Here is a 15,543-nt window from a genome sequence, read left to right on the forward strand (position 1 = left end):
GCCTCAGTTCGTGAACCCAGGTAGCACATCGGGATTACAGGTTGTGCAATTGAAGGTATGGAGCGAAGGAACCCCAGGTACTTCATGTACATGGCAGGAGAACCGTCCAGCGGGGGCGGTGGAGCTTCCAGTGGGGCAACATCGAGGCTAGACAAACCGCCGAAGGACGGCGAGACGCGTCAAAATATACAAGTAAAAGTCGGCCACAAGGCCAAAGTAATCCAAATACGCCCACCGCGATCGGAGCATCAGAAACGCGTTCTTAGAGCACTCGGCCTGCGACGGGTTGGCGCTGTGCGATTCGTAGAGGGCGACCGCCCGTCTATTCGAGGAATGCTTCAAGCGGTCGACCACCTGATTGAGGTTTCATTCGATCAGGGAGCCCAGATCGAGGAGTCCTTCTGCAGAGTCTCTCGCTGGCTGCCGGAAATTGAGGTCCAATCCACAATCGGAGAGTACAGGTCCGGCGAGTACATCAAGGTGCTTCGCGGTAAACAATCAGCTTCAGTTATATGGTCAACAGAGCTATCGCTGCACCGGCTTCTCGCATCAATGGGAACAGTGGAGCCCCATTGGCTCACCCGATCAGATTCATTAGGCAGATCAACCTGGAATAGATACGGGCAGCTGCATACACAGCCAGCCATCGACACTTGGAGGAGGGTCCGAACCCGCAATAGCAACCCATCATTTGTGCGCTTCGAAAGTGAGGGCATATCACTGGTCTGGATCTCCCCGAAATTTAATGACAGAAACTACGGCCAACTGAGCGCAACTTCAAGGGATGGAAACCTGCTGCAATTCTTGGATTTAATCTCACAGACGGCAACATTCTCTATTGCTCGAAGCCTGCACACGATTGACATCGTCACACTAAAGGCGAGCCCGTGAAGACTAAGGCTGTGAAAAAGCTTGACGACCTCGGTGCGCTAATCATCAAAACGAGCGTCATCGTAAGCAATCCACTCAGCGGTGATAGATACTTCGAGATGCACGCCGGAGATGAAGGCCGCCACTCGCTCATCGTTCAAAATATGCGAGGCGAGGATGCACACGTTCACCTAATCGCACGCTGCCACAACGGCGGGCCGCTTGAATACACATGCCAGGATCATGTCTTCGAGAAAACGTTCCACATACCCGACGGCGAGGACAGGGCCACCGAGATCATCCTGCATAAGAGAGCAAGGGGCAGCGGTGGATCTCAGTATATACAGGTAGAAGTAAAGGACGTCTGGGCCGATCACTGGCACCCGTCACCGCCCTCCAGTCCGTACTATGTACGGGTCCAAGTAGATTAGCGCCCAAGATGACGGAAAACGCGCCCGGCCCAGGCGAAGCGCCATCAAGCTTGGCGCTTGCTGGGCCCTTTATCGTCATCGCAGTGATCGCCGTACTTTCGTGGGCGCTATCACTTGTACTTGACCGGCTAATCGAGAGCAGGGCAAAAGAATGGGAAATGAATGTTCCAAACACGATAGGACTTGCCGATTGGGCTATAGACGCTAGTCAGACAGCAGCTTCCGTGGCGGTTCCAATTTTGGGCATTGAAGTCCTGTTTCACAAAAGTGCGCCCGAGTGGATCCCCATATTCTATGCAGCAACGGCAGTTTTCAGCCTAGCTGCAAGTTGCGTAATAATGGCCCAGGGTCATCCCGTGACATACGTGCAGCGCTTTCGAAAGAACAAGAAGTGGTGGATGCCGCTACCTGGCATGACCTTTTCATTCTCAATAAACACAGCCTTAGGTATTGTTGTGTTCCTAGCTGCCTAAAGTACTTCGATAGCATTCCAAGTCGGCGTACAGCTGGCCGGGCCAACGTGATGCACTCGGGCCTCTTTGTTGCAAATGCGGCACAGGCGCTCCTGTGCAACAAAGGGCCCCGGACTGACGCCGCCAAGCGTGTCCGGGGCTCTGCTCTGCCCTCTTCCCCGCGTCTGCGCGCCGACGCGGGGAGAGGCGTTCAAGGGTCCGGCCACGCCTGTGGGCTACGCAGTCGGACCGGGCTTCCGGTGTCGGCCGGCTCGGGCCTTACGAAGCGGTAGCGGCACTCCGCGAATCACGCCGTCGCCTTCGACTCCGTGAACGAGGCGCTGAGCAGCCGCATAGTTGTCTGCGACGGTTTCAGCGATCCATTGGTAGCCGTCCCATCGGAGGATGGCGCGCGGGAGATCTTGGTACAGGTGGGCCGGAGCGTGTTCGTGGCCAATGATGACGGCCTTCAGCTGGCCGACTGGCCGTAGCCGCTTCTGTCGTCGTTCCGCCCAGTCGGCCAACGGCTCCTCGTCCACCCTTGCCTCTTTCGATCGGGCGCCCCAGGCTACCGGCTCGTGCCGGCCTACCCTGCGAAGTGGACGGCAGGCAGGTCCCATCCCATCTCGTCGGTCTTCCACCAAGCCCACTGGCGCTCCGGTGTGATCGTGAGCCCGAAGTCCTCACGCTGGGGCGCGACTTCGAACTGCCGGCCCAACCGCTCCACCACGTCCCACAGCTTTCGCGGCCCGGCCTGACGCACAGAGCCGTCATGGCCGGCCGTGGCGGCGGATCCGTCGGGTGTCCAAATGCCGACCGCCATTACTCCACCATCGTCTCCGCCCCATGTGCAGGTCCGGTACCCGGGAAGAGCGAGCCCCAACGGGAACTCCAGGCGCGTCAGAGCATCCTGCGCACGGAGGTCGGAGACCGTGGGCTGTTCCTTCTCCAGCTCGTCAAATCGCGGTCGGACGCGGGAGGTCCGCCGGGCCATGAAGTAGGCGCTCTGGGGCAGGAATCGGCCGGTTGCGTGCCCGCCCTCGATCGTGATCCTGGCCAGCCCCCATCCGATCGGGACGACTATCACGGCACCGTCGGCGGCCTGTTGCACCCATGCGGCCGGAATGGACTGCATACCGCAGGTGGCGATGATCCGATCGAACGTGGCGTGCGACGGTACCCCGCGAGCCCCGTCCCCCGTGTGAACGGATGGCCGGTACCCGGCATCAGCCAGCCGTCGTGCGGCATCCGCGGTCAGTTCGGGGTCAACGTCCACCGTCGTGACGCTGGCGTCCCCCAGAACGTACGACAGCAGCGCCGCGTTGTAACCGGTCCCCGTGCCGATCTCCAACACGCGCTGCCCGGCTTGCGCCCCCAGCGCGTCCAGCATCGAGAGCATGAGACCCGGCTCGCTGGACGAGGACGTGGGCTCGTTGCCCTTGATCTGTGTGGTGAGGGCCCGGTTGGCGTAGACGTTCTCCAGATAGCCCGGCGTTGCGATGGTGACCTCCGACCACCGCCCCGTGCCGTCCTGCTCGTAGAACGTCGGCACGAACAAGTGCCTCGGCACCTGCGCCACCGCGCGAGTCCACTGTTCCCCGTGGCCGGCTGCAGCCAAGTTCCGGGCCAGCAGTTCCCGGAGGGGACGGGCGTCAGCGTCGTTCATACTGCTCCTTGCAGGAGGGAGGCATGAGCCTCCGCGATCGGCAACTTCGTTGCTGCTGCGATGAATTGCCATTGCCCGGCAGGGTTGCATTCGAGGAAGACCCAGTCGCCCGTCGGGGTTACGACGAAGTCGAACGCACCGTAGTTGAGGCGGTAGCCGGCCATGAACCGCCGGACCCCGTCTGCGACTTCCTCCGGAATGACCGTCGGCTCGCAGGAAAGTGCGTCGTAGTCGCTCCGCCAGTCCACCGTCGCGGCGTCGCTGCCCGCGTGAATGGCCACGGGAAACATCTGGCTGCCGACCACGGTGAGCCGCACCTCATGCCGCTTTGGAACCCACTCCTGCAACATGTGCGCAGTCAGTTCAAGTGACTCATCGAGATCCGATGCCTCGATCCGGCGGGTAGGCAGCATCATGGAGCGATCGTGCAACGTGATCGCACCGGCGGTGACCGGCTTCACGATGAGCGGCCCGCCGATTCCGGCTGCCCACTCCCGAGCCCGCGGCAGGCTGTTCGTGACCAGCGTGCACGGCACGCGAAGGCCCGCAGCGGTGGCGGCGGCCAGCTGCCCCGGCTTGTACGCGGACGCCCTGTAGATGTCGGGGTGGTGCAGCCATAGCACCGGCAGGGAGCTGAGAACCTGGACCATGCCGACCAAGGCCTGTCCCTGCGCCCACTCGCGGTATGCGGGGTCAACTGCGCGGCTGATGTGGGGCAGTCCGGGCCGCCTGTAGTAGACGGCCCGGACCTCTTCCAGCCGCACAGCTCGGGTGCTGGTGATCAGATCCCCTTGCCACCCCGAAACATGGCCGCCATGCTCAGCGGCCAGGTCGAGGTGTTGGGGGAACGCTGCCAGGTCGAACCGCATCACCGGAACGTTCCGCTCATTGAGAGCGTGCACGACCAGGTCTGCGGACGGGTCCAGGTCTTCAGCGGCCACCAGAACGGTTCCATGCTGTACGGGCACCGGTTACGCCACCTGGTCGCCCGGGAAGGCGTACGGGTCGGACGTCTCGTCGGCCCCGGTGGTGGAGTCGTTGTTCGTGGCCGTGCTGGAGGCGGCCATCGGGGTGTGCGCCCACAGGGAGCCGTCCGCCTTCAGCACGTTGACCTGTCGCTCCGGGTCGTACGTGAACTCCGACGGGTTGATGGTGACCGTGTACGGCGCCTGGACGGCGCGGGCGCCGAACGGCACCTTCGTGGGCTCCTGGGTAATGGTGGTCATTGGTGTTCCTTCCATGCAGTCGATGGTGCGACCTCCCGGGCGAGCGTGTCAGCCCGGAAGGGGACTTGGGGCGTCACTCAGCGGTGACGCCGATATGAACCCGCCCCGGCCGGCTGCCTGCCTGCCTGCCTGCCAGGGATGACGGCCGGGGCAGGAGTCTGAGTGGCTACGGGCCGGGGCAACAGACCGTCAACAGCAGTACGACGACCACCACGAGGCCGGCCAATGACACCGCGAAGGCGGCGGACAGTCGCCGGGGATCGCGGAGGCCGAGCCGGTGCCGCTCCATGACGTCGCGGTACGGCTCCAGACCGTCGTCCGTCATCGGTGTGTCTCGCGATGGTGCTGGCGCATCAGGATGCGGGCATCGACCGTCCGGGAGTAGTTGACGTCGGTCCTCGCCGTCTCGTGCATCTCGGACAGCTCCCCGCACCTGCAGCAGTCCTTGATCCGCGGCGGCATCTCACCACGCTTATAGGTTGCCACTGCAGCTCAGTTCGGCTCGTCGGCGGGCACGACGACCCACGGGGCGGAGTAGGCGTGCTCGTACGAGCGGTGGTCCTGGTGTCCGTCAATGTGGACGAAGGCCCAGCTCTGGGCATCCTCGAACGTCTCACTCGCCGGTCCCTCGGCACCGCAGGGCGTGCCGTCCTCCGCCTCCCCCACACACCGGAACCGGTGTTGAGCGGGCGGGCGGTCCGTCGCGACGTCCGGCTGAAGGGTCCACTTCAGGAAGCGGTAGAGGCCGCGGAGTGTCACGAGGTCACCTCTGGGAGGGATAAGGGTTGGATGGTGGGAAGTGTTCGCAGGGTCGGCGCGGACAGCCCTTGCTCGCTGCCGGCCGTGCGGCGACAGGAGACGCGCCCAAGGGTCGACGCGCAGCAAGCGGTCGGCGCTCAACACTTCCTCTTTGCAGTGCAGTTGCCGCATTCGCAGTGTGCGAGAACGGCGTCCCGGGACAGCCTCTCGGCGGTCGTCACGAAGGCGCCGTCCCGTCGTGCGGCACGGTAGTCGTCCAACGGGGACCAGACCGCTCGACGGTCCGTTCCGATGGCGGCATTTTGGCGCTGTGCGGGCATTGTCAGTCCCTTCTCTCTGTTGACACACCGTCATCATCGGCGCCCGAATGGGCCAGATCACCCCCGTCTCCGAGACATGCGGGCCGTCTCGGCGCTACCGTGCAAGAACGCCCAAATGTCCGAGGGGGAAGTCTTGAACAACGCGCTTCGGCGAGGTATGGCTGCGGCCCAGCTCGGTCCGCGTCAACTGGCCGCCCGGGTCGGTGTCACATCTAAGACCGTGGAACGCTGGTTAGCGGATGCGTCGATCGTGCCGCATCCGCTGAATCGAGCTGACGTGTGTGCGGCCCTGGGAGTGGATGAGCAAATGATCTGGCCAAAGGCGGTCCGAACGGCGATCAAGACCGGGCACGACCGGGAGGTTACGACGGTCTACCCCTACCGGTCTGCGTGTCCGCACGAGGTGTGGTCCCAGTTGATCGCGGGTGCCGAGACGGACATCTTCCTCGCCGGGTACACCAACTACTTCGTCTGGCTGGAGCAACCCGCGCTTGTGCAGACGCTCCGCCGCAAGGCAGAGGCCGGGTGCCGGATCCGCTTCCTTCTGGGCGACCCCACCTCTGACACCACCGTCCAGCGCGAGCGCATCGAAGGCGTCACGCTCACCGTGTCGACACGTATCCGGATCACCCTGGAGCACCTGGCCAAGCTGGCCGATACCAGTGTGGAGGCACGGTTCAGTGCTCCTGACGACGGCGCCAACCACGTCAGCCTCAGCGTCTTCCGCTTCGACACGGATGCGCTGGTCACGCCCCACCTCGCCCGGCTCGTCGGCCATGACTCCCCCATGATGCACCTGCGCCGGCACGAGGATGGCGGGATGTTCGACCGATTTGCCGAGCACACGGAGGAGCTTTGGGAGCGCGGAACGCCCGTGCCATAGGGGGCCAGCTTCGGGGCACCGCGCGTGGACATGGAGGATCCTCCAAGCGGCCTCCCGGCCGGCTGCTTTTCGCCCCGGCCAGGGCGGCTCCCGTAGCATTCACGCGGTAAAGGCGAGGCGACCCAGGAAAGCGGCAACGGGCATCATGACGGCGGGCGTGGACATCGAGCAGGACAGCGGCACCGAGGCCGTCGGGGTGACCGAGGAGGAGGTCGACTACGGTCCCGGCCTCGACCCCGAGCGGCTGCGGCTCTGCCTGGAGGTGCTCGCCGAGCTGGACGAGCTGCACGTGGACCACCCGGACGCGATCACCGTCCGCAAGGCGGTCGGCGGCATATTCCGCACGCTCAAGCAGCGTCGCCGCCAGGAGACCCGGGCCCGGAAGACCGCCAACGACCGGGCCGTCACCGCCCGCACCGCGACCGGGGCCCCGAGCCGGATCGACGACGAGACGGCCGGCGCCTTCGGCCTGACCACCGTCACCACCACCGAGATCGCCGGCATCCTGGAGCGCCCCCGCTCCTGCTACATCTGCAAGCAGCGGTACGTCGAGGTGGACGCCTTCTACCACAACCTCTGCCAGGACTGCGCGGTCAAGAACCGGGCCCGCCGGGACGCCCGCGCCGACCTCACCGGCAAGCGCGCGCTGCTCACCGGCGGCCGGGCCAAGATCGGCATGTACATCGCGCTGATGCTGCTGCGCGACGGCGCCCACACCACCATCACCACCCGCTTCCCGAACGACGCGATCCGCCGCTTCAAGGCGATGCCGGACAGCGCCGAGTGGCTGCACCGCCTCAAGATCGTCGGGATCGACCTGCGCGACCCGGCCCAGGTCATGGCGCTGGCCGACGAGGTCGCCGCGGACGGCCCGCTGGACATCCTGATCAACAACGCCGCGCAGACCGTGCGCCGGCCCCCGGAGTCCTACCGCGAGCTGGTCAACGCCGAGAACGCGCCGCTGCCGGCCGGCGAGCTGCCGCAGTCCACCACCATCGGCCGGTTCGGCAGCGGCAGCGTGGACCTGCCGGCCCTGCCCGCGCAGGCCACCGGTGACGGCGAGCGGATCTCCGCCGAGGACGTCACCTCGCTGGCCCTGGTCACCGGGTCCGCGACGCCCGCCCGGATCGAGGCCGGCACGGCCATCGACGCCGGCGGCCTGGTGCCGGACCTCGCGCCCACCAACAGCTGGGTGCAGACGGTCAACGAGGTCGGCCCGGTCGAGCTGCTGGAGGTGCAGCTCTGCAACTCCACCGCGCCGTTCATCCTGATCAGCCGGCTCCGCCCGGCGATGGCCGCCTCGGCGTCCCGCCGCAAGTACGTGGTCAACGTCTCCGCGATGGAGGGCGTCTTCGCCCGCGGCTACAAGGGCGCCGGCCACCCGCACACCAACATGGCCAAGGCCGCGCTGAACATGCTCACCCGCACCAGCGCGCAGGAGATGTTCGAGACCGACGGCATCCTGATGACCGCCGTCGACACCGGCTGGATCACCGACGAGCGGCCGCACCCGGACAAGATGCGGCTCGCCGACGAGGGCTTCCACGCCCCGCTCGACCTGGTCGACGGCGCGGCCCGGGTCTACGACCCGATCGTCCGCGGCGAGCAGGGCGAGGACCTGTACGGCTGCTTCCTCAAGGACTTCGACCGCGCCGCTTGGTGACCGCGCCGTTTGGTGACCGCGCGGCCCGGTGACCGGCGCCGCCCGGTGACCGCGCGGCCCGGTGACCACCCCTGGGAGGACCTGACTTGACCACCGCACCACTGCTCGGCGCCGGCGTGATCGTCCCCACCGGGGACGGCCGGGTGCTGCTCGGCCGCCGGATCACCGCCGGCGAGCCGCCGACCTGGAGCCTGCCCGGCGGCAAGGTGGACGACCCGGGCGAGTCCTTCGAGCAGGCCGCCGCGCGCGAACTCGCCGAGGAGACCGGCATCGTGCTGCCGGCCGCGCAGATGCGGGTGCTGGCCGTCCTGCTCGACCACGAGCTCGGCCGCCCCCGGCTCACCGCGGCCGTGCTCGCGCCGCCGAGCCTGGCCGCCGCCGAGGTCACCGAGCCGCACGCGTGCGCCGGCTGGGAGCGCTTCCCGCTGGACGCGCTGCCCGGGCCGATGTTCTACCCGTCCGCGCTGGTGCTGGGCAGCTGGCTGCCGGCCCTCGGCGGCGTCCGGCGCGCCGGCACGTACGCGTACCCCGTCGTCCGCTGAGCGCGGACGACGGGGTACGGACGACAGGGTGCGGACGACGGGGTACCGGTCCGGGCGGACGGTCAGCCGTTGCGGGCCGCCTCCGGGCCGGTGATCCGCCTCAGCAGCGGCAGCGTCGAGGCGATGATGCCGAGCGAGGCCGCCAGGCCGAGCGCCACCAGGCCGAAGTACACCGCGCCCGGCGACACCAGGTCGTAGTTCATCTGCGACTTGAGGAACATCGCGGACGCCGCGAAGCCGGTACCGGTCGCGATCGCCGCCACCACCAGCAACGGCAGCGCGCTCTCCAGTCCGACCACCCGCTGCAACAGGCGCAGCGGCGCACCGGTGAGCCGCAGCATCGCGAACGGCCGCTTGCGGTCGGTCAGGCCCGCGACCACGCTCACCGCCAGGCTGCAGCCGGCGATCGGCAGGGTGGTCAGCAGCACCACGTTGGCCAGCTGGCGCCACCCGGCCAGCTGCTTCTGCTGGGAGGAGCCCCAGTCGCCGACCGTCCGGGCCTGGTACCCCGGGTGGGCCCTGGTGAGCAGCGTCCGGGTCCGCTCCATGGCCGCGGCGGAGCCGTCGGTGGTCACGTAGACGTTGCGCACCGGCAGCCCGGCCGCCTCCTCCGCGGAGACCGGCGCGGCCGACCACTCCATCCGGGAGGTGGAGCGCAGGCTCAGGAAGCCCCACGGCGGGACGCCGACGACGCTCGCGCCGGCCGGGCAGTGGCCCACCACCGGGATCTGGGCGAGGTCGGCGCAGAGCACCAGGTTCGGCGCGAACCCCGGGCGCTCGCCGGGCAGGGCGCCGAGCGCCCGCGGGTTGTCGTGGCCGATCGCGAGGCCGCGGAAGCCGGGTACCGCCCGGAGGTCCGCCAGCAGCTGCGCGGAGACGGCGTCCGTCATCGGCGGCTCCTCGACCAGGTTGCTCTGCTCGACCGCGACCCGGGTGTCCCGGTCCCCGCTGAGCGTGCCCCGGTTCTCGTTGATGGTGCCGATGATGCAGACCGTCGCCGTGGTGACGAAGAGGGCGAGGACGAGGCCGGCGACCGAGCGGAAGCCCGCCTTGGGGTCGTCCGCGAGCCGGCGGACGGCGATCAGGGTGGCCGGCCGGCTGGTGCGCCGGGCCACGCCGCGGGCGGCCGCCATGGTCAGCCAGGGTCCGGCGATCACCAGACCGAGCATGATCACCAGGAAGCCGGTCAGATAGGCCGCCGTCTGCCCGTTGCTGGTCTCCGGGCGGCGGTTGACGAACCAGCCGAGCTCGGCGAGGCCGCCCAGCAGGGGGGCCAGCCGCCAGACGCCCGGCGGCTTCGGGGTCACCCGGCGGGTGACGCCCAGGGGCGAGACGGTGACCCGGCGCAGGGCCAGCCGGGCCGCGACCGCCGCCGCCACCGGGACGCCCAGCGCGGTGACCACCGCCTGGAGCGGAGTGAGCGTCAGGTCCTCGACGAAGAAGCGGTCCCCGGTGAACGGGACGGTCGCCACCAGCGGGCGCAGCAGCAGGTACAGGCCGAAGCCGACGACCGTGCCGGCCACCGCGGCCACCGTGGACTCCACCGCCGAGATCACCGAGACCTGCCGCGGGGTGGCGCCGACCAGCCGCATGGCGGCGTAGCGCTGCTCGCGGGTGGCGGCGGACAGCCGGGTCGCGGTGCCGATGAAGATGACCACCGGGAAGATCAGCGCCCCGGCCACCACGGAGAGGATCAGCGTCATGGCGTCGCCGCGCGTGCCCAGCCCCGGGCAGTAATCGCCCTCGCAGGAGGGCGGGAGGGCGGTGGCGATGGTGGTCACCTTGCTCACGCCCGGCATGTGTTCGATCTCCGCCGGGGTGCGGCCCTCGATCACGTACAGCGAGTCGGGGGAGGGCACGGCCTCGTCGCCGAGGACTCCGGCCATCCGGCCGGGGAAGCGGTCGCCCAGTTCCGCGGCCGGGGTGCGGCGCAGCAGTTCGGCGAGCGCGGTCGAGGCGTAGTACTCGCCGGGCGCGGGCAGCCGGTCGAGGCCCGGCGGGACGGGCGCGGTCGGTCCGGTGGCGGCGACGTCGACCCGGAAGATCTCCTTGCCGTCGAAGTAGTCCCCGTGGTCCCACCACCAGAGCGGGTCCACCGGCGCCGTCTCGGTCCGGCTCGACACGCCGGTGTTGGTCCAGAGCACCCGTTCGTTGGCCTTGCCGACGGCGTTGATGCTGGCCAGCGTGGAGAGCAGCAGGCCGACGCCGATCGCCACGGCGGCGGCGATCATGACCAGCCGGGCCACGGCCTCCCGTCCCCCGCTGACGGCGAGGCGGAGCGCGAAGGGGATCACGAGGCGATCCGTTCCGTCGCCGGGCCGGCCGAGGGGGCCGGGGCGAGCTCGGTGGCCCTGCCGTCGCGGACGATGGCCTGGCGGTCGGCGTAGGAGGCGACCCGCGGTTCGTGGGTGACCAGGATGACGGTGGTGCCCTGCTCGCGCGCGGCGGCCACCATCAGCTCCATCACCTGCTCGCCGGTGAGCGAGTCCAGCGCGCCGGTCGGCTCGTCGGCGAACAGCACCTGGGGGCGGGCCACCAGACCGCGGGCCAGGGCGACGCGCTGCGCCTGACCGCCCGACAGCTCACCGGAACGGCGCCGCTCCATGCCGTCCAGGCCGAGCCGGGCGAACCAGGGCCGGGCCTCGGCCAGGGCGGCCGCCCGCTTGGTCCCGCTCAGGAGTAACGGGAGCGCCACGTTCTCCTCGGCGCTCAACTCGGGGACGAGCTGGCCGAACTGGAAGACGAAGCCGAACCGGTCGCGGCGCAGGGCGCTGCGCTCGGCCTCCTTCAGGTCGTCGATCCGCTGACCGTTGAAGTGCACCTCGCCGGCGTCCGGGGCGAGGATGCCGGCCAGGCAGTGCAGCAGGGTGGACTTGCCGGAGCCGCTCGGGCCCATGATGGCCAGCACCTCGCCGGCGTCCACGGTCAGGCTCGCGCCGCGCAGGGCGGGGGTCTGGCCGAAGGCGAGGGAGACGCCCCGGGCCTCGATCAGGGCGGTCATGAGCGCACCGCCTCGGCGAGCGCGTCCAGGCGGGCGGTGGTGAGGTCGATCCAGCGCAGGTCGGCCTCCAGGTGGAAGAGCCCGTGGTCGGCGAGCAGGGCGTCGACCAGTTCCCCGTCGCGGCGCAGGTCGTTCAGTTCGCGCATCCGCCTCAGGTGGGCGGCGCGCTGGGTGTTCAGGTAGGTCTCGGCGTCGCGGCCGAGCATCAGGGCGAGCACGACCTTGGTGAACAGCACCGTCTGCAGGTTGGGTTCGGGCGTGATCGGCTCGGTCAGCCAGTGCTCGAACTCGGTCACGCCGGCGTCGGTGATGACGTACCGCTTGCGCTCGGGCCCGTCACCGGGCTCGGCCTCGCCGGCCACCACCTTGCCGTCCCGCGCCAACCGGCCGAGCGTGGCGTAGACCTGACCGTACGGCAGGGGCTTGCCCCGCCCGAAGAAGGCGTCGTAGTCACGCTTGAGGTCGTAGCCGTGGCTCGGCTCTCGCTCCAGCAGACCGAGAAGGGTCAAAGGAACACTCATGAGAGGAACATACACCAGAGATATACTCTGAGTGTATAGCTGGCGAGAATACGGCTCTGACCTGGGAGAACGACGGGTCGAGGCCTCGGGCACCGAAGGATTGACGGGGCTCGGCAGGTGGGGGCGGGGGCGGGACCCAAGGCCGCCCCCGCGCCGCACCGCGGTCCGGCGAGCCCCCACAGCGGGCCGGCCCGGCCGCGCCCCGGCACGTGGAGGGCGCGGCCGCACCCAGTCTGCCCGGCCGGCGCCTCCCCCGCCGAGGGTCGAACGTCCCGGTCCGACTGCCGTCGGCCATCGGTCGTGCGAGTGCGCACCACTCCGGTGTGCGGGTCCCGCGGGTCAGACCGGGGTCGTCCAGGGCGGGGCGGGGTCGGCGGCGGAGGCGCGGTGGGTGACGGCCGCCACTGCGGCGAGCAGGACCAGGGCGAGGGCCAGGGCGGCGTGCACACTGACGTGCAGGACCAGCACGGCACCGAGCAGGGCGCCGCCGAGCATCCAGACGGCCGAGGCGAACCGGCGGAGGCCGGAGCGGTCGGCGGCGAGGGCGGTGATGGTCATGGTGAGCACGGTGGTGGTGAGGTCCGGGACCCTCAGGTGGCGGACCACGGCGTTCTGCAGGCCCATCGCGAAGCCGAGCAGGACGATCAGCGGGTAGCGGACGGCGTCGGCGGTGTGGCCGGCCAGCGCGGTCAGGACGGTGCCGGCGGCCAGCAGGACGGCCTCCCCGACGGCGGAGACGACCAGCAGCCTCCCCCGGTGGCGGGGCCGGAGCTCGCCGAGCCGGCCGCCGGCCAGCGAACCGAGCAGGAAGGCGGCCAGGGCGGCGAGCGAGGCCCGCGCGGAAAGGTCGGGCGCGCCCGCGAGCGCGAAGCCGAGGAAGACGACGTTCCCCGTCATGTTGGCGACGAAGACGTGGCCGAGCGCGAGGTAGCTCACCGCGTCGACCAGGCCGGTGACGACGGTGAGCACCAGCAGCAGCGGTACCAGCGGGCCGTGGCGGGGGTCGGTCCTCAAGCCTGTTCTCCTCCGGTCGGGCGCCGGCCGCGCGGATCTCCGGCGCTCCGTCCGTTCTACGCCCGCCCGGCCCCCTCCCGCTCCGACCCGCCCGTCGCGCCGCGAAGCGGGTCCGTCGCGCCGCGAAGCGGGTCCGCCCGGCCGCGAGGCGGGTCCGTCCCGTCGCGAAGCAAGCCCGTCCCGCCCCGGAACGCAGGCCGGGGCGGGACGGGCGACCGCGGGCGGACCGTCAGACGGCCAGCGCCGGACGGTGGTGGTCGAGCCAGAGGGCGAGGTCGACGACCCGCTCCAGGCGGAGCCGGTGGCCCCACTCCAGCTGGTCGGGCGGGGTGTCCAGACCGGCCTTGATCACCGTCTCGTCGGCGATGTCGCGCACGTGCGGCGCGTCCAGGGCCTCGCGGGCGAGCTGCTGCAGGCCGCCGTTGTAGTCGGCGTGGTGGGTGGCCGGGTAGTGGTTCTTCGGCCGCCAGAGCACCGAGTCGGGGGCGATGCCCTGCCCGGTGGAGCGCAGCAGGCTCTTCTCCCGGCCGTCGTGGCTCTTCATCGCCCAGGGGGTGTTGAAGGCGTACTCGACCAGCCGGTGGTCGCAGTACGGCACGCGCACCTCCAGGCCCTGGGCCATCGAGAGGCGGTCCTTGCGGTGCAGCAGCTGGCGCAGCCAGCGGGTGAGCGAGAGGTGCTGCATCTCGCGCTGCCGGTGCTCGGCGGGCGTCTCGTCGTCCAGGTGCGGGACGGCGGCGAGCGCGCCGCGGTAGGTGTCGTCCCGGAACTCGCCGATCCGCAGGTGGGCGGCGAGGTCCGGGTTGATCGGCATCGCGGCCTCGTCGCCGGTGACGAGCACCCAGGGGAAGGTCTGCGCGGCGAGCGCCTTGGGGTTGTGGAACCAGGGGTAGCCGCCGAACACCTCGTCCGCGGCCTCGCCGGAGAGGGCGACGGTGGAGTGCTTGCGGATCTCGCCGAACAGCAGGTAGAGCGAGGTGTCCATGTCGCCGACGCCGATCGGCGAGTCCCGGGAGACGACGACGGCGCGGCGGTGTTCGATGTCGAGCAGGGCGCGCGGGTCGAGGACGACGGTGGAGTGGTCGCTGCCGATGAAGGCGCCGGCCTCGGCGGCGTACGGGGTGTCGTGGCCGGTGCGCAGCACGTCGCCGGTGAACTGCTCGGCCTGGTCGCTGTAGTCGACGGCGTAGGACCGCAGCTTGGCCTGCGGGCCCTCCTGGAGCCGGAGTTCGTCGGCGACCAGCGCGGTCACGACGGTGGAGTCGAGGCCGCCGGAGAGCAGGCTGCAGAGCGGGACGTCCGCCTCCAGCTGGGCGCGGGCGGCCCGGTTGACCAGGGAGCGGACCTGCTCGGTGGTGGTGGCGAGGTCGTCGGTGTGCGGGCGGGCCGTCAGCTCCCAGTACCGGCGCTCGCGGATGCCGCTCCGGTCGAGGACGAGCAGGCCGCCGGGGTGGACCTCGCGGACGCCCGCCCAGACGGTGGGGCCGGTGTTGAAGAGCAGGCTGTAGGCCTCGCGCAGGCCGTCGGCGTCGACGGTCGGGGTGAGCTCGGGGTGGGCGAACAGGGCCTTGGGCTCGGAGCCGAAGGCGAGGCCGCCGTCGACGGCGGCCCAGAACAGCGGCTTGACGCCGAGCCGGTCGCGGACCAGCAGCAGGCGCTCCGCGCGCTCGTCCCAGATCGCGAAGGCGTACATGCCCTCCAGCCGGTCGACCAGGGCGTCGCCCCACTCCTGGTAGGCGCGGAGCACCACCTCGGTGTCGCTGCGGGTCTCGAACCGGTGCCCCCGGGCGCGGAGTTCGGCGCGCAGCTGGTGGTGGTTGTAGACCTCGCCGCTGTAGGTCAGCACGACGCCCGGCTCGTCGCGGCGGTCGGGCATGGGCTGGGCGCCGCCCTCGATGTCGATCACGGCGAGGCGGCGGTGGCCGAGCGCGGCGTGGGCGCCGAGCCAGACCCCGCCGGCGTCGGGCCCGCGCAGGGCCATGGTCGCCGTCATCGCCTCGATGACGGGGGCGCTGTGGCGGACGTCCTGGTGGAAGGACGCCCAGCCGGTGATTCCGCACATGCGCGTGCACTCCTTGGGCGGGGGGTCGGAACGGTCGGTCGGGGCGGACGGCCGTCGGCGCCCGGTTCACCAGTCGGGCGGCGGGGGCCCGGAGTTCCACCGATTCGGACACATTTTCGGCCACGGAGGCAGC

The 15,543-nt window shown here is 69.6% G+C and carries 17 protein-coding genes; 6 read left to right on the forward strand and 11 right to left on the reverse strand.

The genetic code is table 11. The annotated features are described in order from the left end of the window. Positions 1-90: 90 nt before the first annotated feature. From rpmD to ACFVHB_RS30170, 3 genes are all read left to right on the forward strand, one after another. Positions 91-891 (forward strand): 50S ribosomal protein L30, encoded by an 801-nt coding sequence (gene rpmD / locus ACFVHB_RS30160; protein ID WP_380328606.1) that lies wholly within the window; start codon positions 91-93, stop codon positions 889-891. Beyond that, complete coding sequence (locus ACFVHB_RS30165; RefSeq protein WP_380328534.1) at positions 888-1,301, forward strand: hypothetical protein; 414 nt, start codon at positions 888-890, stop codon at positions 1,299-1,301. Before rpmD ends, ACFVHB_RS30165 begins: the two co-directional genes overlap by 4 nt. 83 nt (positions 1,302-1,384) lie before the next feature. Continuing rightward, on the forward strand, positions 1,385-1,774 hold the full coding sequence (locus ACFVHB_RS30170; protein ID WP_380328536.1) for a hypothetical protein: 390 nt from the start codon (positions 1,385-1,387) through the stop codon (positions 1,772-1,774). A 215-nt stretch (positions 1,775-1,989) separates the two neighbouring features. Here the strand turns inward: ACFVHB_RS30170 and ACFVHB_RS30175 are convergent, their stop codons facing one another. The 6 genes from ACFVHB_RS30175 to ACFVHB_RS30200 form a co-directional block, all read right to left on the reverse strand. After that, positions 1,990-2,373, reverse strand: coding sequence for a DUF6087 family protein (locus ACFVHB_RS30175; RefSeq protein ID WP_380328538.1), 384 nt, complete (start codon positions 2,371-2,373; stop codon positions 1,990-1,992). After that, on the reverse strand, positions 2,340-3,419 hold the full coding sequence (locus tag ACFVHB_RS30180) for a methyltransferase domain-containing protein (RefSeq protein ID WP_380328540.1): 1,080 nt from the start codon (positions 3,417-3,419) through the stop codon (positions 2,340-2,342). The genes ACFVHB_RS30175 and ACFVHB_RS30180 overlap by 34 nt, the downstream gene beginning before the upstream one ends. Further along, positions 3,416-4,360, reverse strand: coding sequence for an ATP-grasp ribosomal peptide maturase (gene tgmB, locus ACFVHB_RS30185; RefSeq protein ID WP_380328542.1), 945 nt, complete (start codon positions 4,358-4,360; stop codon positions 3,416-3,418). The genes ACFVHB_RS30180 and tgmB overlap by 4 nt, the downstream gene beginning before the upstream one ends. 30 nt (positions 4,361-4,390) lie before the next feature. Then, positions 4,391-4,645 carry a putative ATP-grasp-modified RiPP gene (gene tgmA / locus ACFVHB_RS30190; RefSeq protein WP_380328544.1) on the reverse strand — a complete coding sequence of 85 codons (255 nt, stop codon included), beginning with the start codon at positions 4,643-4,645 and terminating at the stop codon, positions 4,391-4,393. A gap of 166 nt (positions 4,646-4,811) precedes the next feature. Further along, complete coding sequence (locus ACFVHB_RS30195) at positions 4,812-4,970, reverse strand: hypothetical protein (RefSeq protein WP_380328546.1); 159 nt, start codon at positions 4,968-4,970, stop codon at positions 4,812-4,814. Positions 4,971-5,137: 167 nt separating this feature from the next. Then, a complete protein-coding gene (locus ACFVHB_RS30200) occupies positions 5,138-5,404 on the reverse strand; it encodes a hypothetical protein (protein WP_380328548.1) in 267 nt (88 codons plus the stop codon). A 453-nt stretch (positions 5,405-5,857) separates the two neighbouring features. Between ACFVHB_RS30200 and ACFVHB_RS30205 the strand changes: the two genes are divergently transcribed. The 3 genes from ACFVHB_RS30205 (at position 5,858) to ACFVHB_RS30215 (ending at position 8,812) form a co-directional block, all read left to right on the forward strand. Continuing rightward, positions 5,858-6,607 carry a DUF5919 domain-containing protein gene (locus ACFVHB_RS30205; RefSeq protein ID WP_380328553.1) on the forward strand — a complete coding sequence of 250 codons (750 nt, stop codon included), beginning with the start codon at positions 5,858-5,860 and terminating at the stop codon, positions 6,605-6,607. 163 nt (positions 6,608-6,770) lie between these two features. Continuing rightward, the gene (locus ACFVHB_RS30210; RefSeq protein ID WP_380328608.1) at positions 6,771-8,270 is read left to right on the forward strand and encodes an SDR family NAD(P)-dependent oxidoreductase; all 1,500 of its coding nucleotides are present in this window, start codon (positions 6,771-6,773) and stop codon (positions 8,268-8,270) included. Between the two features lie 86 nt (positions 8,271-8,356). After that, positions 8,357-8,812, forward strand: a complete 456-nt coding sequence (locus ACFVHB_RS30215) for an NUDIX hydrolase (protein ID WP_380328555.1) — start codon at positions 8,357-8,359, stop codon at positions 8,810-8,812. 62 nt (positions 8,813-8,874) lie between these two features. Here ACFVHB_RS30215 and ACFVHB_RS30220 read toward each other — a convergent pair whose 3' ends face one another. The 5 genes from ACFVHB_RS30220 to asnB all read right to left on the reverse strand — a co-directional run bounded on the left by ACFVHB_RS30220 (position 8,875) and on the right by asnB (position 15,410). Next, entirely contained in the window at positions 8,875-11,106 is a 2,232-nt protein-coding gene (locus ACFVHB_RS30220) for an FtsX-like permease family protein (protein ID WP_380328557.1), read from the reverse strand. After that, positions 11,103-11,813: an ABC transporter ATP-binding protein gene (locus tag ACFVHB_RS30225; protein ID WP_380328558.1), complete on the reverse strand. Its 711-nt coding sequence runs from the start codon at positions 11,811-11,813 to the stop codon at positions 11,103-11,105. The genes ACFVHB_RS30220 and ACFVHB_RS30225 overlap by 4 nt, the downstream gene beginning before the upstream one ends. Next, positions 11,810-12,334 (reverse strand): PadR family transcriptional regulator, encoded by a 525-nt coding sequence (locus ACFVHB_RS30230; RefSeq protein ID WP_380328562.1) that lies wholly within the window; start codon positions 12,332-12,334, stop codon positions 11,810-11,812. Before ACFVHB_RS30230 ends, ACFVHB_RS30225 begins: the two co-directional genes overlap by 4 nt. A gap of 339 nt (positions 12,335-12,673) precedes the next feature. After that, the gene (locus ACFVHB_RS30235) at positions 12,674-13,348 is read right to left on the reverse strand and encodes a YoaK family protein (protein WP_380328564.1); all 675 of its coding nucleotides are present in this window, start codon (positions 13,346-13,348) and stop codon (positions 12,674-12,676) included. A gap of 229 nt (positions 13,349-13,577) precedes the next feature. After that, positions 13,578-15,410 carry an asparagine synthase (glutamine-hydrolyzing) gene (gene asnB, locus ACFVHB_RS30240; RefSeq protein ID WP_380328566.1) on the reverse strand — a complete coding sequence of 611 codons (1,833 nt, stop codon included), beginning with the start codon at positions 15,408-15,410 and terminating at the stop codon, positions 13,578-13,580. Between the last annotated feature and the right edge of the window lie 133 nt (positions 15,411-15,543).

The sequence above is a fragment of the Kitasatospora sp. NPDC127111 genome, from assembly GCF_042677465.1.
Classification (GTDB): domain Bacteria; phylum Actinomycetota; class Actinomycetes; order Streptomycetales; family Streptomycetaceae; genus Kitasatospora.

Coding starts and splice junctions, on each gene's coding strand:
- ACFVHB_RS30230 (WP_380328562.1), bottom strand. CDS start 12,334: ATGAGTGTTCCTTTGACCCTTCTCGGTCTGCTGGAGCGAGAGCCGAGC.
- ACFVHB_RS30195 (WP_380328546.1), bottom strand. CDS start 4,970: ATGACGGACGACGGTCTGGAGCCGTACCGCGACGTCATGGAGCGGCAC.
- asnB (WP_380328566.1), bottom strand. CDS start 15,410: ATGTGCGGAATCACCGGCTGGGCGTCCTTCCACCAGGACGTCCGCCAC.
- ACFVHB_RS30175 (WP_380328538.1), bottom strand. CDS start 2,373: ATGGGACCTGCCTGCCGTCCACTTCGCAGGGTAGGCCGGCACGAGCCG.
- ACFVHB_RS30180 (WP_380328540.1), bottom strand. CDS start 3,419: ATGAACGACGCTGACGCCCGTCCCCTCCGGGAACTGCTGGCCCGGAAC.
- tgmA (WP_380328544.1), bottom strand. CDS start 4,645: ATGACCACCATTACCCAGGAGCCCACGAAGGTGCCGTTCGGCGCCCGC.
- rpmD (WP_380328606.1), top strand. CDS start 91: ATGGCAGGAGAACCGTCCAGCGGGGGCGGTGGAGCTTCCAGTGGGGCA.
- ACFVHB_RS30225 (WP_380328558.1), bottom strand. CDS start 11,813: ATGACCGCCCTGATCGAGGCCCGGGGCGTCTCCCTCGCCTTCGGCCAG.